Raw genomic sequence first — 13,092 nt, forward strand, 5'->3', positions numbered from 1 at the left:
GCGCCTGCATGCAGGCAGATAGGAAACCGGTTTCACAAAATCATGAAGGGCTTTTATGAGCGGGACAAGCCTAAAAATCAGCCAGATTTTCGTTTTGTGACCGGCGTCACCTGCCATTGGCGCAAAGGCCGGCTGAGCGCGAGGGTAAATATTTCCAATATTGAGAGGCTTAGGTAGACTGCAGAACGACGCAGTAAAGGAGCATCAGCATGGCAACGATTCAGGAAGTGGCGAACAGGGCGGGCGTCTCAAAAGCGACAGTGTCACGCGTGCTCTCCGGCAACGGGTATGTCGGTCAGGAAAAGCGTCAGAGAGTTCTTGATGCGATTGCCGAAACCGGCTACCGGCCTAATCTGCTGGCGCGCAATCTGGCAACGAAAAGCTCTCAGACTATCGGGCTGGTGATCACCAACACCCTCTACAGCGGAAGCTACTTCACGGAACTGATGGCGCACTCGGCGCGCATACTGGAGCAGCAGGGCCGCCAGCTGATTCTGGCCGATGGCAAACATACGGCGGAGCAGGAGCAGGCGGCGATTCAGTTTCTGCTCGATCTGCGCTGCGACGGCATCATCATCTATCCGCGCTTTCTGTCCATCGATGCGCTGGATGCCATTATCTCCCGTCACAAACAGCCGATCTTAGTCATCAACCGGCGGCTGCGTGTCAATCAAAGCTACTGCATCTACAGCGATCAGCACGCCGGCAGCGTCACGGCGGTGAGTCATCTGCTGAATCAGGGGCATCGCGACATCGCCTTTATTACCGGATCGCTCGATTCCCCGACCGGGGTGGAACGCCTCTCCGGTTATCGTGCCGCGCTGGCGGCACAGGGTATCGACGCCGATCCGGCGCGTATTGTGTCAGGCCGCTGGACGGCTCAGAGCGGGATGGAGGCCGTGGATACGCTGCTGGCACGCGGGGTATCCTTCTCCGCGCTGGTGGCGAGTAATGATGAGATGGCGATCGGGGCGATCAAACGGCTTACAGCGTGCCGGATAGCGGTGCCGGATCAGGTTTCAGTGATCGGTTTCGATGATATCCCGCTGGCACTTTACATCACGCCGTCATTATCCAGCATGAAACTGCCGGTGACGGAGATGATCAATGAAACGATTCATCGCCTGCTGACCATGCTGGATGGCGGTGACTGGTCTGCCCATCCCCCCTTTACCGCCAGCCTGATGCTACGCGATTCGGTCACGCAGGGACCGGGCGCGGTTTAACCCGTGGCGACCGTTATCACGTTAACTGCGCGCGCCTTAAGCTGCTCTGCCGTGACGGCATCCAGCGTTTCATCGGTAATCACATGCCCGACCTGATAACCGGATGAGAGCGGATAGGGATGGATCTGGCCAAATTTAGAGGCATCGGTCAGGGCGTAGTTTTCCGCCCCTTTTGCCAGAACGGCATCCACCACATCACAGCGCAGCATGTTGCGACCGGTAAAGCCGGTTTCCGGATGCCAGCCATCCACGCCGACAAATGCCCGGTGAAAGTGAACCTGCTGAATGGAGTAGCGGGTCAGCGGGCCGACAACCGACTCACTGCTTTTCTGCAGCATCCCACCCAGCACAATCACTTCGCAGGCCGCCTCACGCAGAAGCTGGGCAATGTAGTGGCTGACGGTAATCAGGGTCAGATCGGCACGGTCAGCCAGCGCGCGCGCCAGCAGGGCGTTGGTGCTGCCGCCTTCAATAAATACCGACTCCCCCGGCTCAACCAGGCGGGCGGCGTGAAGCGCCAGCGCCTGCTTGATGGGATAGCGGGTGTTCAGGCGGGTACCGACATTATCGCTGTCCAGCGCCAGCGCAGAGCCGTGAACCCGCCGCAGCAGACGGTCACGCTCCAGCAGCGTGAGATCCTGACGCACGGTAACTTCAGAAACCCCGGTGAGCTGTGCCAGTTCACTGACCGTCACGCTGCCCCGGCTATTAACCAGTTGAATAATCTGATGATGTCGCGGATTCATAATGGGATGTCGCAGAAAAACAGGAGTGGCAGTGTATCAGGGTTTTCCCCGCGCCGTTGCAGCGCGGGGGCAGATCAGGCTAAATCCAGCGAGCGACGTCCGTTAAGATTGAGATCTTCCGGCCTGAAACGTTGATCCCACGACGCTTCATAATGCTCCGGAGGAAAATCGCCTGGCGAATGGCCCTGAGCCAGCGCCTGTGCGACATGGCGGGCATAGAGGCGGTTTTTTTCACACAGCGGGGCGGCCGGAATGTACATCACATTGCTCCAGCCCTGCTGATCCCTGACCGGCGCCACGGCGTGAATCACATCACAGTGCCACCACACCGAATCCCCTGCCTCTAAGGCCGGTATCGGACAGAGTCCGGCCATCAGGTGCGGATGCCACTGCTCGTTAACCGGTAAGACCCGGCCTGGAGCGACGCCGCAGAGCTCATCCTCCGGCACATCCGAAAGCAGTGGACGCAGCAGCACATAAGCCATCGCCTGCGGCACCGGCACGACGTGCAGCAGGCCCTGACCGGGGATCATATCAGAGAGGGCAGTCCAGCCCTGAAAGGTGCGGAACACAGAACATTTGGTGGTGCCAGGCAGATCATACTCATCCACTTCAGTGCGGTGTGCCGCGTCCCAGGGGTCATAAGCATCAAAGTCACCGTGAAACAGCTTACTGAAAACCTGCTGATAAGCCGGGAGCAGCCAGCGTTCCAGCGCGCCGGAATCGGTATGAGCCCCTAATCCGCCGGAGGTGGTGCCAGGCAGGCGACGGCGAATGCGATCGGGATAGATGATGCTGACATCCGGGTCAAACCACTCTTTGCCCTGTGAATCAAAGGTCCATAACCTGTTCAGGAAAGATTGCGCGTGCGCCATTGCCGGGCTTTGTCGCGCCTGCATTTGCGCCTGCGACCAGTAAACAGGATAAATTTCAGGACGCGAGGCGGCCAGCGTGCCAAAAAAATCATCGCCCGGCCCGCGATACTGTTCGTCAAACCGGTTGAGCTCCAGATAGTCGAGCATCGACTTATCCCAGGCCAGCGCCTGGTCCCGGGGAAAGTGCTGCTTAATCACGACACAGCCGCGCCGTTTAATCCGCGCCCGGGTTTCATCTGAAACCTGTCCCTCAGCGATATCCTGCATCGGCACCACTGGCCAGGCGCTGCCCGTCCACTCCTCATCCGCTTTTGCCTCCGCAATCGCCGCTTCGATGCTGTCACACACCTGCCGGAACAGGCCTTCAACGTCACCTATCTGCTGCCGCAACTGCTGTTTCACTGCGCGTATTGCCGCTTTGACGTCTTCCGGCAATGGGGTCGATCGGGTCTCATCACGCATCTCATGCTCCTCACTATTCGGGTTGAGTTACGAATGTAATTAAAATAACCTTCATTCGTAGTTTGCGACTGAGATTAACATCTTTTTAACGCTCCGAAACGTGCGTAATAACACAACTCCGGAACCGGAAGGCTCCGAAAGCCGTTAGCAACGTCACTATTTGCATTCTCATTAATCCACACAGCGAGTAAGCTTTATGAATCAAATCAATCAGCCGAAAGGACAGAACGGCGACTCTATAGGGGCAGGTGAGATGGCGGTTAAGATGATTGCGGTGGATATGGATGGCACCTTTCTGGACGACAACAAAGCGTACAACGTTCAGCGGTTCTCACGGCAGTATGCGCTGCTGAAGCAGAAGGGCATCCGTTTTGTGGTCGCCAGCGGAAACCAGTATTACCAGTTACAGCGCTATTTTCCCGACATCAAAGATGAGATTGCGTTCGTCGCAGAGAATGGCGCGTGGGTTTCAGACTGCAACGAAGAGATCTTCTGTGGCGAGCTGGCCCGCGAGAAGGTGCACAAGATTCTGGATATCCTCGCGCATGAACCCGATATTGCGGTGGTGGTGTGCGGGCGTAATGGCGCTTACATGCACGCATCGGCTTCTGACGAGGTGATGGCAAAGCTCTCAAATCACTATCACCGGCTGGAAAAACGCGATGACCTCTATGCCATTGACGATACAATTTTTAAATTCTCGCTGAATCTGGAGCATGAAGGGGTGGATGCCCTGCTGCAACGGCTGCATGCCCGACTCGGCGAGCTGGAAAACATCATGCATCCGGTCTCCAGCGGGTTTGGCTTTATCGACCTGATCATTCCTGGCTGCCACAAGGCGCATGGCATTGCGCTGCTGCAGGAGAAGTGGGGCATCAGCGACTGCGAAGTGCTGGCCATCGGTGACAGCGCCAATGATATTGAGATGCTGCGTCAGGCCTGTTTCAGTTTCTCAATGGCGAATGCCGCCGCTTCTGTCGCCGCCGTGGCGCGATATCAGACGCAAAGCAACAATGAAGAGGGGGCGCTGAATGTGATTTCCCGCGTGCTGGCGCGCGAATTTCCCTTTGAGTGAGGCCGGGCCGGGCTGACTGGCCCACCTGGTCCTCCTTCAGGCCTCCCGGTGGCTGCGCGCGTGATCCTCCATTTCATCCAGCGCAGCCTGATTTTCCAGGCCCCACTGATACATCTGCTCAATCGGCCCGGCAAATGTCATGCCCAGCGCGGTCAGGCTGTACTCCACTTTCGGCGGCACCACCTGCCAGACATGGCGTGCAACCAGCCCGCGCTGCTCCAGCTCGCGCAGCGTCTGAATCAGCATCTTCTTTGAAATTCCCTGCAGGCTCCGCTCCAGTTCACCCGTGCGCGCACGGTGTTCCGGCCAATGATAAAGCGCATGCAGCACCATCGTGCTCCACTTGACGGAAAAGAGTTCCAGCAGGCGGCGCGGCGGTGAATCCGCATAAAACAGCAGTTTTCCATCAACCCAGGCTGGCATTATTGTCTCCTTAGCAGGGTGGTAACCAAAAGGTAACTACTACCAAAACCGATCCCATGTGTCTATAGTGTGCCGCTTTCTTTACGACCATCAGGTGAGAAGAGGCAACAGATGAAGATTAATGCACTGGTCGCCAGTCAGGCAGATCAACCGCTGCGCGCAGGTCAGGTGGAGTTACGCGAGCTTCAGGCTGACGATGTTAAACTCGAGATCATTTACTGCGGCGTCTGTCACTCCGATTTGCATATGGCGCGCAATGAGTGGGGCGTGAGCCGCTATCCGCTGGTGCCGGGTCACGAAATTGTCGGCCGGGTGGTGGCAGTGGGTGAGAACGTCACTCAGTTTGCGGTCGGAGAGATCGCCGGGGTCGGCGTGATGGTTGACGCCTGTCGCGAGTGCCATTTCTGCCAGCAGCATGAAGAGCAGTATTGTGAGGCGGGCTTTGCGCCGACCTATAACGGAACCGATAAGTACACCGGTAACACGACCTTTGGCGGCTATGCCCAGCATGTGATTGCCGATCACCATTTTGTCGTGCGGGTGCCCGATAACCTGGCGCTGAACGCGGTGGCACCGCTGCTCTGCGCGGGCGTCACCGTCTGGTCACCGCTGCGCCACTTTAATGTTAAAGCGGGGGATCGCGTCGGGGTAGTAGGCCTGGGCGGCCTGGGCCATATGGCGGTTAAGCTGGCCAGTGCACTGGGCGCAGAGGTCACCTTGTTTACTACCTCGCCAGAGAAAGGGGCGGATGCCCGCCGGCTGGGCGCCAAAAACGTGGTGGTTTCCCGTGACGCGGCCCAGATGGCGGCCTGTCAGGCATCGCTGGATATCATTCTGGACTGCGTGGCTGCGCCACACGACCTCGATCCCTATCTGAATGCGCTGAAAACCAACGGTCAGCTGGTGCTGGTGGGTATCCCCGATCAGCCTCATCCGTCACCGAATGTGACACCGATGGTGTTCCGCCGTCTGAGTATTACCGGCACCTCAATTGGCAGTATTCAGGAGACGCAGGAGATGCTCGACTTCTGTGGGCAGCACAACATCACGGCGGATGTTGAGATGATTACCGGTGAAGAGGTCGAAACGGCCTTTGAACGTATGCTGACCAGCGATGTGAAATATCGTTTTGTGATTGATATGCAGAAAACGCGCTGGTAACGCCAGGGGGCACGCTGTGAAGGCGTGCCCTTTAAGATGCCCGCGTTGCTGAATGAGCGATGATAGTTACAACATACTGTTACGTTTCTGAATCAGGTTTCAGATAGCTGGGTGCGAAAGGGCTGAGCAGCCAGACGGGGCCTGTTGCAGCAAAAAATACCCGGCTTGCGGGCCGGGTATTCTCTCGATTCTGGCGTTTTAGTTACGCCTGCGCGTCATCCGCTTTATCCTTCGCCGCTTCCTCTTTCTCTGCAGCATGAGTGAAAGGTTTGAGCAGCTGTATATCCAGAATCACATAGACCATGGTGCTGATGAACAGCGAAATCACACTACCGAAGACGCCGCTGGTGGTGAAGGTCAGATAGTTATAGGTGACCAGCCAGGTCAGACAGATAAACAGCGCGAGAGAAATGTAGAGATTGGGCACGGAGTAGTTACTGGTGCCGCCCCCCTGGGTATGGGTAGCTTTAAACAGATTGCCGATGGAATATTTTTCCAGCACCAGGATGGCATTTTCCCAGTTGCGCTGTTTACGCGCGCTGGCGCGTGTCAGAAACAGATAGAGAATAGAGACAAAAAAACCGGAGAAGGCGATCAGCACCGGAATCGCCTCCAGGGCATATTCGATGCTCTTATGGCCGGTGGTGGTGCTGAGATCCAGCGTCAGCGAGGCACCGAGCGCAGCATATAAAAACAGGAACAGCAGCATAAATGTCAGAGTGCGTTTCCAGTCACCGTCGATCTCTGCCTCTTTTTGCTGGATAGCCAGCTGAAGCGATTGCTGAATCTGTCGTGCCTGAGGTGAATCTGTGTCGAGCGTGTCGCAGGGCGCAGCAAAGAAGTTATGCATAAACAGCGCATCTTCTTTCTGAATAGTGATTTTCATCAGAAACCTGTGTGCGGAGAAATTTCCTTTATTCTAATCGGCACGACATGAATTAACAGTCACTTTGCCTTTTAAGCCCGCATTAATGGGAAATATACCTTCTCCCGCTTGTCCTTATGGGTGAGATTAACGGCCATGATTTCACGGCTTTTCTGAAGCACGCAGTAATCGGGCATGACTATTTCTCCACAGGTGTGTCGAGCGCCTTAAACTGCTTGATGGCGTCATGAATGTTATTGGTTTCCACGGTCGCAATGCAGCGGTCACCGTTGAAAACATCATAACGGGCATTGCGCAGCTGAAACAGCAGATCGCGTCCCCGAAAGTGGATGCGTTTCTGTCTGACGCCAATGCCATGCCGCCGTAACAGGGCCTGTGACAGGCGATCGGTCTCTTTAGTCATTCCGTTAGCCTCCCGGCAGTACGTGGTCACTGCCAGTAAACCTGATAAACATTAGTTTTATATTAAGAGACAACCCTGTTTTTCGCATGGCCATCCGATGAAGCGGGACGAATGCGCTGCAAAGTGAAGAAGATGCAGGACAGAGGCGGTTTCTGACTTAATAAACCGTAAATGCGGTACACTCATCTCACCCTTCGCCACGAGACAGACTGCTATGAACGACAAGAAGATGATTTCCATTGATCAGTTCAACGCTGATGAACGACTGGCCGTCGAACAGACCGTTAAAGGGCTGATGGAAAAGTATCGTCAGCGCACCGGTAAAGAGCCGGATAGTAAAAAGGAAAAAGAATTCAGCAGTGAAGCGCGTCGGATCGTTATGACGGCAAAGCAGGAAAAAGAGAAAGCGCAGGCGCTGAAGGCGAAAAAACCCCTCCGCAAAAAGAAACCCTCCTCACTGACAGCCAGTGAAGTCAGCGACTTCAGCTGGTCCGCCTCGGTTGCTAAGGGCCGCAGATAAAAACTTCCCCATCGCGCTGACAGGCGACAGCAGTCATCTGTCAGCCGAACAATACCGGCTTTTAATGCGTAGTCGATCATTCTTAATCCGGCAATAAGAATATTCTGCAAACATATTACTTTTATTCACCAGTTTGGATAAACTGACGTAACCTTTCGCTGCTTCAGTCTGCATATGAACTATTACACACCTGACGATGCTCAACTGAGGCGGCGCGCCAGCCGATTCGTGCGCCGTATGTTTATGATGCGTCAGCTCGGTACGCTGCTCTGCTTTTTGCCCATCCTGTCAGTGCTGATGGAGCGGGGGAAATGCGCGGAACTCTGCCTGCTGCTGTTCGTCAACGCGTTTGTCTGGCCCTATGCTGCCTACAGGCTGGCTTTACGATCGCGCGACCCCACAGGATTTGAACGCAAGAGTCTGACGCTGGATGCGGCTTTTGGCGGCGTCTGGGTGGGGATGATGGCGCTGAGTCCTTTCCCCTCACTGGTTATCATGGCCGTACTGATTTCTGACCGCTATTCTGCGGGCGGCTGGGTACAGCTGAAATCTGCGCTGCAGGCCTTTTTGCTCACCTTTGTGCTGGTATGGTCCGTCGCGGGTGCACCGATCATGCTGAACTTCTCTACCCGTACCGCCTGGCTGACTCTGCCTCTGGCCAGCGTTTATCTGCTGGCGCTCAGTGTGGTTTCGCACAATCTGACGCTGAGCCTGCGTAAAAAGAATCGCGAGCTGGAGCGCATCGCGCTGATGGATCCCGGCCTGAAAATCCCGAACCGTCGTCTGTTTGAGCAGCGACTGGAAAGCGAATTTCTGCGCACTCAGCGAGGCGAGGGCAACGCCTGGCTCATGCTGCTGGATGTGGATCACTTCAAACAGGTTAATGACACGTTTGGCCATGAGGCGGGCGACTTTCTGCTGACAGAGATTTCGGCACTGTTACGCAACAGCGTCGGTCTGAAAGATATTCCCGCCCGATTTGGCGGGGATGAGCTGTGCGTCATTGTGCGTGAGGCCGATGAAGCCAGCATCCTGCGACTGGCTAAAAAGATCCAGGAAGGCATTACCTTGCTGCGGTTGCCTGCTTCGCCTACTTTTCAGAGTTCGGTGAGTATCGGGATTGCTTCAGCGCGCGAAGCGGCTTCGATTCATGAATGGCTGCGACGCGCTGATGAGGCGCTTTATCAGGTGAAGCGCGCCGGACGCAATGATGTGCATGTCTGGCGGGCTTCCTCCCTCAACACACTCAGTGAAGTATGCGACTGAAAAAGTCTATAGCCTGAGACACTCTCAGGCCACTGGATTAAATTGCCGGGTAATCACCGGTGCCTTCCGGCCAGGGCGTCAGCAGATCGAAGCCGCTTTCCGTCACGGCGACCGTGTGCTCCCACTGCGCCGAGAGTGAACGATCTTTTGTCACCACCGTCCAGCCATCAGACAGCACGCTGGTGCCCGCTTTACCGGCATTGATCATCGGTTCGATGGTGAAGATCATGCCCGCTTTGAGTGGCATTCCCTGGCCCGGTGTGCCGTAGTGCAGCACCTGCGGTTCGGTGTGGTAAATCTCACCTACACCGTGACCGCAGTATTCACGCACCACGGAGAAACCAGCTGCTTCTGCCACACGCTGTATTGCGGCGCCGACATCGCCCAGCGTTGCGCCCGGACGGACCGTTTTGATCCCGGCCACCAGCGACTGATAGGTGATCTCAACCAGCCGTTTCGCCCGGACTGATGGCGTGCCGACGAAGTACATGCGGCTGGTGTCGCCGTACCAGCCATCCTTGATGACCGCTACATCGATATTAACGATATCGCCATCCTTGAGCTTTTTCCCGGCCGGGATACCGTGGCAGACCACATGATTGACCGAGGTGCAGGTAGTGCGGGTATAGCCTTGATAGCCGATGTTGGCTGGCGTCACCTTCAGTTCGTTCACAATAAAGTCGTGACAGATATCATCCAGCTCTTCGGTGGTGATGCCAGGCCGGACGTGTGGCGTGATCATGGCCAGCACCTGCGCGGCAGCCTGTCCCGCTGCCCGGGCCATCTCGATTTCTGCTGCGGTATGAATTTTAACGCTGTTCATGACACATCTCCTTGTGTGGCGAGGATCTCTTCAGGAAGCATATTCCGGATATCGGTGCGGCCTTCCACCTCCAGCCGGATCAGCATCTGCGCCAGTTGGTGTTGGGTCTGCTGGGGATAGAGTTCCGCCAGCATGCCGATTTTAAGCCAGTGTTCAGCCTGTGCATTGATGGAGCGGCTCATCGCCTGACTGGCGATGCGCAGATTCTCATGCATCAAATCCGAGATTTTAACGATACCCATGCTAATCCTATATAAAACGTATATGTTTCGTATATAGCATATCTATTATGGCATGGGTTGCAAGGGTAAATTTATGCGCGCAGGAAAATGTCCATAATTACGGAGACATCATACGAGTAGATACGTATCGCCACGTGAAGGGAGGTCCTTCTGAGGGAGTGTGAGATCGCTGCGTGCAACCGGAACACATTGCTTTCAGCTGCAGCCATGCTTGCAGGTTAGTGAATCGCCCGGCGCCAGATAGCTGGCCCGGGCAGTAATGCTGATCAGTTTACGGGCTCATCGCTGCCAAACCCTGATTTGCACTATCCGTTAACCACTTTGAATACGGATATTTCCTGTGCGAGCTGTGCTGCCTCGTCTCGCAGAACCTGAGTGTTTTCTGCAGTCTGATTGATGAGCGACAGGTTTTGCTGAATACCGCGCTCCATCTGTGTAACCGCCAGCGTCATTTCAGAAATGCCTTTGCTCTGCTCATCACCGGCGACCCGCATCTCCCCAACAACCTGTCTGACGCGATGTACGTCGTTAACCAGTTGTTTCAGTTGCTCACCAGCACCTTTCACCAGCTTGCTGCCAGCAATGACCGTGCTGTCGGAATCGGAAATGAGGAGTTTGATTTCCTGTGCTGCGTTTGCGCTACGCTGCGCCAGCGCACGGACTTCTGCTGCTACAACGGCAAACCCTTTTCCCTGCTCACCGGCGCGCGCCGCTTCCACTGCCGCATTCAGCGCCAGTATATTGGTCTGGAAGGCAATGCTGTCAATCAGTCCCAGGATTTCAGCGACGCGTTGTGAGGAGTTCTGAATGGCTGCCATAGTGTGCACCATTTCCTCCATTGTTCCTGAACTGGTCTGCGCAATCTGTGAAGTTTTTTCCGCGACCGTATCAGCCAGCCGGGTGTTTTCAGCGTTCTGCTGTACTGTTGCGTTAAGTTGTTCCATCGCAGCAGCACTCTGCTCAAGCGCAGCGGCCTGCTCCGCAATCTTGTCTGAAAATGACTGATTGCTCTGAGCCAGCCCCGATGCATTGAGCGCTACCGTTTCGCTGCTACCTTGAACACGGGTGATTACACCCGCAATCTTATCGACGAAAATGTTGAAGGCTCCGGCAATGTCGGCAAGTTCGTCGTGACCATTACGCTCAAGACGGCGCGTCAGATCGCCATCTCCTGTCGCAATCTCGTTCAGAGCATCATAGGTATGACGCAGGCGCTGACCAATACGTTGTGTAAACCACCAGGTGAGAATAAGCAGAATAATCATGGCAGGCACAAGGAATATGAAAATATCCCACATGATCGTGCGGGCCATGCCACTGACCACTTTCTCCGGCGTAACCAGACCTATGATCCAGCCAGTTCCCGGCATGCGGAACAGGGTAACCTGTGCGGATTGATTCAGTTGTGCATCATTAATACGATCGACTCTGGCCAGGGTTGCATCAGGCCCAAGGCTTTTTAATTTTGACACAACGGGCTGGAACCAGATCTCTTTCTGAGCAACAGTGGATAAGGTATTCAGCACTTTGGTATCCACACCAGGGTAGTAGAGCAGCGTACCGGTCTTGTCTGCCGCAAGGGCATAACCGCCCGTCACATTACCCTGAGTTTTCACAAACTGTGCCAGGTTATCCAGCATCACATCCAGTGTAGCGACACCCGCGAAACGATCACCGGCATAGTAGGGTACGCTGCAGGTCACCATTTTGACGCCTGAAACCTGATCCTGATAAACATCGGACCAGGTACAGCGATCGCGTGGCGCATTGCGTGCCTGTGTATACCAGCTTTCCTTGTGATAATCGCCGGTAGCGGGCTGATTATATCCGTCAGAGTAAGCGAGTTTGCCACTCTCTTCACGCGCCCAGAAGAAGCTGCGCAGTGCAGTGCCTGCAACAAACGCATCCGGCTCAGGCCAGATGCCTCCACCGGCGATAGTATGATTACCATTACTGTCGATCATTTGCGGAAAACTGTTCTGCCACAGCGAAACATCGTGTGGCAGCACCTCTGCCAGACGCGCCATGCTGACTGCCTCTCCCTGAATGCCCGCCAGCTGCTGGTCCAGCTTGCTGACCAGGTTTCCACCGGCTTGCTCAATTAATTTATTGCTGGCTTCAATAATGCGTGGCTGACCACGTAACAACAGTACAAGACAGACAATTGCGGTCGTCACGCCTAACAGCAGGACGCCACCCAATGTCATTTTTGTAGCAATACGTGCAGGAAACATATTTATCCTTATTTATCAGGAAATTATTTTCTTTATGTGACGAGCTTTCTGTGGAAAGCAACCTGGTGATATACCCCTTATTGATTATCGGCAGGCGCCTGTGGATGTTCAGAAAATGTCCAGTTTATTTAGCTGGTCAGAGGAGAGCCGCCAGTTCCCCGGTATTTGCCCTGTCTGCTTCGGGCACAAAAAAGCGCTGATTGTGAGGACATCGATAACTTCCGGAGATCCAGTGGTGCCTCAGAAATGTCAGTCTCTGATGCAAATTAACGGGCAGGCAGGGTGTCATCAGACGCAGTCGGGCAATGAGGACAGAACGTACAGCAGTCGTTCGCAGGACAGCGTTTCACCGTTCTGGCCGTTACCGGGTGAGTTCATTGAGTGGTGCAGGGAGGGGGATTATGGCGCCCTCCAGTCCATGTGATTTCTGGAACGACCACCACTCATGGCTTGTGGACTGACTGCCCTGGTCAGAGAACCAGCGCCTGTTTTTGGGTGGTATGCCGACTTACAGCCATCAGCAATGCGTTCAGGACACTCTGCTTTGCCATCCGCGGTTGCATTGACCAGCCAGCAATCCACCTTCTGTCATCTGGTTCGGGATTGCGACGTCATAGAGCCGAGAAAGCTTTCTCTCTGACAGGTCTGCGCGAAATATTAGCCACCGATCATCCTCACGCTGAGCACCAAAATGCCGCTCAAAAACGTTATGGATCAACATATGCAACCTTCGGGCATACTTATGAGTCG

14 protein-coding genes and 1 pseudogene are annotated in these 13,092 nt (G+C 55.0%); 5 read left to right on the forward strand and 10 right to left on the reverse strand.

Annotated elements, in window-relative coordinates:
* Positions 1-209: 209 nt before the first annotated feature.
* The gene (locus AC6I7A_RS19950; protein ID WP_058957090.1) at positions 210-1,226 is read left to right on the forward strand and encodes a LacI family DNA-binding transcriptional regulator; all 1,017 of its coding nucleotides are present in this window, start codon (positions 210-212) and stop codon (positions 1,224-1,226) included.
* On the opposite strand, the gene AC6I7A_RS19955 is transcribed toward AC6I7A_RS19950, so the two are convergent.
* Both AC6I7A_RS19955 and AC6I7A_RS19960 read right to left on the reverse strand, forming a co-directional pair.
* Entirely contained in the window at positions 1,223-1,972 is a 750-nt protein-coding gene (locus tag AC6I7A_RS19955; protein WP_058957091.1) for a DeoR/GlpR family DNA-binding transcription regulator, read from the reverse strand. The two genes, AC6I7A_RS19950 and AC6I7A_RS19955, sit on opposite strands and share 4 nt — an antisense overlap.
* A 74-nt stretch (positions 1,973-2,046) precedes the next feature.
* On the reverse strand, positions 2,047-3,309 hold the full coding sequence (locus tag AC6I7A_RS19960; RefSeq protein WP_058957092.1) for a DUF1479 domain-containing protein: 1,263 nt from the start codon (positions 3,307-3,309) through the stop codon (positions 2,047-2,049).
* A 253-nt stretch (positions 3,310-3,562) separates the two neighbouring features.
* On the opposite strand from AC6I7A_RS19960, the gene AC6I7A_RS19965 reads away from it, so the two are divergent.
* Positions 3,563-4,384: a Cof-type HAD-IIB family hydrolase gene (locus tag AC6I7A_RS19965; protein WP_140029457.1), complete on the forward strand. Its 822-nt coding sequence runs from the start codon at positions 3,563-3,565 to the stop codon at positions 4,382-4,384.
* A 36-nt stretch (positions 4,385-4,420) separates the two neighbouring features.
* Here the strand turns inward: AC6I7A_RS19965 and AC6I7A_RS19970 are convergent, their stop codons facing one another.
* The gene (locus AC6I7A_RS19970) at positions 4,421-4,807 is read right to left on the reverse strand and encodes a winged helix-turn-helix transcriptional regulator (protein WP_058957093.1); all 387 of its coding nucleotides are present in this window, start codon (positions 4,805-4,807) and stop codon (positions 4,421-4,423) included.
* 111 nt (positions 4,808-4,918) lie between these two features.
* Here AC6I7A_RS19970 and AC6I7A_RS19975 point away from each other — a divergent pair, with 111 nt between their 5' ends.
* Entirely contained in the window at positions 4,919-5,968 is a 1,050-nt protein-coding gene (locus AC6I7A_RS19975) for an NAD(P)-dependent alcohol dehydrogenase (protein WP_058957094.1), read from the forward strand.
* A gap of 202 nt (positions 5,969-6,170) precedes the next feature.
* Here the strand turns inward: AC6I7A_RS19975 and AC6I7A_RS19980 are convergent, their stop codons facing one another.
* Together AC6I7A_RS19980 and AC6I7A_RS19985 are read right to left on the reverse strand one after the other, a co-directional pair.
* The gene (locus AC6I7A_RS19980; RefSeq protein ID WP_058957095.1) at positions 6,171-6,854 is read right to left on the reverse strand and encodes a RipA family octameric membrane protein; all 684 of its coding nucleotides are present in this window, start codon (positions 6,852-6,854) and stop codon (positions 6,171-6,173) included.
* A gap of 178 nt (positions 6,855-7,032) precedes the next feature.
* Entirely contained in the window at positions 7,033-7,257 is a 225-nt protein-coding gene (locus AC6I7A_RS19985) for a hypothetical protein (protein WP_009092851.1), read from the reverse strand.
* 214 nt (positions 7,258-7,471) lie between these two features.
* Between AC6I7A_RS19985 and AC6I7A_RS19990 the strand changes: the two genes are divergently transcribed.
* The gene (locus tag AC6I7A_RS19990) at positions 7,472-7,777 is read left to right on the forward strand and encodes a hypothetical protein (protein ID WP_009092853.1); all 306 of its coding nucleotides are present in this window, start codon (positions 7,472-7,474) and stop codon (positions 7,775-7,777) included.
* A gap of 174 nt (positions 7,778-7,951) precedes the next feature.
* Entirely contained in the window at positions 7,952-9,043 is a 1,092-nt protein-coding gene (locus AC6I7A_RS19995) for a diguanylate cyclase (protein WP_058957096.1), read from the forward strand.
* A gap of 37 nt (positions 9,044-9,080) precedes the next feature.
* Here AC6I7A_RS19995 and map read toward each other — a convergent pair whose 3' ends face one another.
* From map to AC6I7A_RS20020, 5 genes and pseudogenes are all read right to left on the reverse strand, one after another.
* Positions 9,081-9,866, reverse strand: a complete 786-nt coding sequence (gene map, locus AC6I7A_RS20000; RefSeq protein WP_046102748.1) for a type I methionyl aminopeptidase — start codon at positions 9,864-9,866, stop codon at positions 9,081-9,083.
* On the reverse strand, positions 9,863-10,108 hold the full coding sequence (locus AC6I7A_RS20005; RefSeq protein ID WP_009092856.1) for a ParD-like family protein: 246 nt from the start codon (positions 10,106-10,108) through the stop codon (positions 9,863-9,865). Before AC6I7A_RS20005 ends, map begins: the two co-directional genes overlap by 4 nt.
* A gap of 305 nt (positions 10,109-10,413) precedes the next feature.
* Complete coding sequence (locus AC6I7A_RS20010; RefSeq protein WP_058957097.1) at positions 10,414-12,342, reverse strand: methyl-accepting chemotaxis protein; 1,929 nt, start codon at positions 12,340-12,342, stop codon at positions 10,414-10,416.
* 400 nt (positions 12,343-12,742) lie between these two features.
* Positions 12,743-12,926 (reverse strand): annotated as a pseudogene (locus tag AC6I7A_RS20015) (DDE-type integrase/transposase/recombinase); the annotation flags it as partial.
* Complete coding sequence (locus AC6I7A_RS20020) at positions 12,872-13,063, reverse strand: DUF7661 family protein (RefSeq protein WP_072215477.1); 192 nt, start codon at positions 13,061-13,063, stop codon at positions 12,872-12,874. The pseudogene AC6I7A_RS20015 and the gene AC6I7A_RS20020, both read right to left, overlap by 55 nt.
* Positions 13,064-13,092: the final 29 nt, after the last annotated feature.

The organism is Type-F symbiont of Plautia stali (genome assembly GCF_059731105.1).

Excerpts from the sequence above, each read along its gene's own strand:
- AC6I7A_RS19950 (WP_058957090.1), top strand. The coding sequence starts at position 210 with ATGGCAACGATTCAGGAAGTGGCGAACAGGGCGGGCGTCTCAAAAGCG.
- AC6I7A_RS19955 (WP_058957091.1), bottom strand. The coding sequence starts at position 1,972 with ATGAATCCGCGACATCATCAGATTATTCAACTGGTTAATAGCCGGGGC.
- AC6I7A_RS19960 (WP_058957092.1), bottom strand. The coding sequence starts at position 3,309 with ATGCGTGATGAGACCCGATCGACCCCATTGCCGGAAGACGTCAAAGCG.
- AC6I7A_RS19965 (WP_140029457.1), top strand. The coding sequence starts at position 3,563 with ATGGCGGTTAAGATGATTGCGGTGGATATGGATGGCACCTTTCTGGAC.
- AC6I7A_RS19970 (WP_058957093.1), bottom strand. The coding sequence starts at position 4,807 with ATGCCAGCCTGGGTTGATGGAAAACTGCTGTTTTATGCGGATTCACCG.
- AC6I7A_RS19975 (WP_058957094.1), top strand. The coding sequence starts at position 4,919 with ATGAAGATTAATGCACTGGTCGCCAGTCAGGCAGATCAACCGCTGCGC.
- AC6I7A_RS19980 (WP_058957095.1), bottom strand. The coding sequence starts at position 6,854 with ATGAAAATCACTATTCAGAAAGAAGATGCGCTGTTTATGCATAACTTC.
- AC6I7A_RS19985 (WP_009092851.1), bottom strand. The coding sequence starts at position 7,257 with ATGACTAAAGAGACCGATCGCCTGTCACAGGCCCTGTTACGGCGGCAT.
- AC6I7A_RS19990 (WP_009092853.1), top strand. The coding sequence starts at position 7,472 with ATGAACGACAAGAAGATGATTTCCATTGATCAGTTCAACGCTGATGAA.
- AC6I7A_RS19995 (WP_058957096.1), top strand. The coding sequence starts at position 7,952 with ATGAACTATTACACACCTGACGATGCTCAACTGAGGCGGCGCGCCAGC.
- map (WP_046102748.1), bottom strand. The coding sequence starts at position 9,866 with ATGAACAGCGTTAAAATTCATACCGCAGCAGAAATCGAGATGGCCCGG.
- AC6I7A_RS20005 (WP_009092856.1), bottom strand. The coding sequence starts at position 10,108 with ATGGGTATCGTTAAAATCTCGGATTTGATGCATGAGAATCTGCGCATC.
- AC6I7A_RS20010 (WP_058957097.1), bottom strand. The coding sequence starts at position 12,342 with ATGTTTCCTGCACGTATTGCTACAAAAATGACATTGGGTGGCGTCCTG.
- AC6I7A_RS20020 (WP_072215477.1), bottom strand. The coding sequence starts at position 13,063 with ATGTTGATCCATAACGTTTTTGAGCGGCATTTTGGTGCTCAGCGTGAG.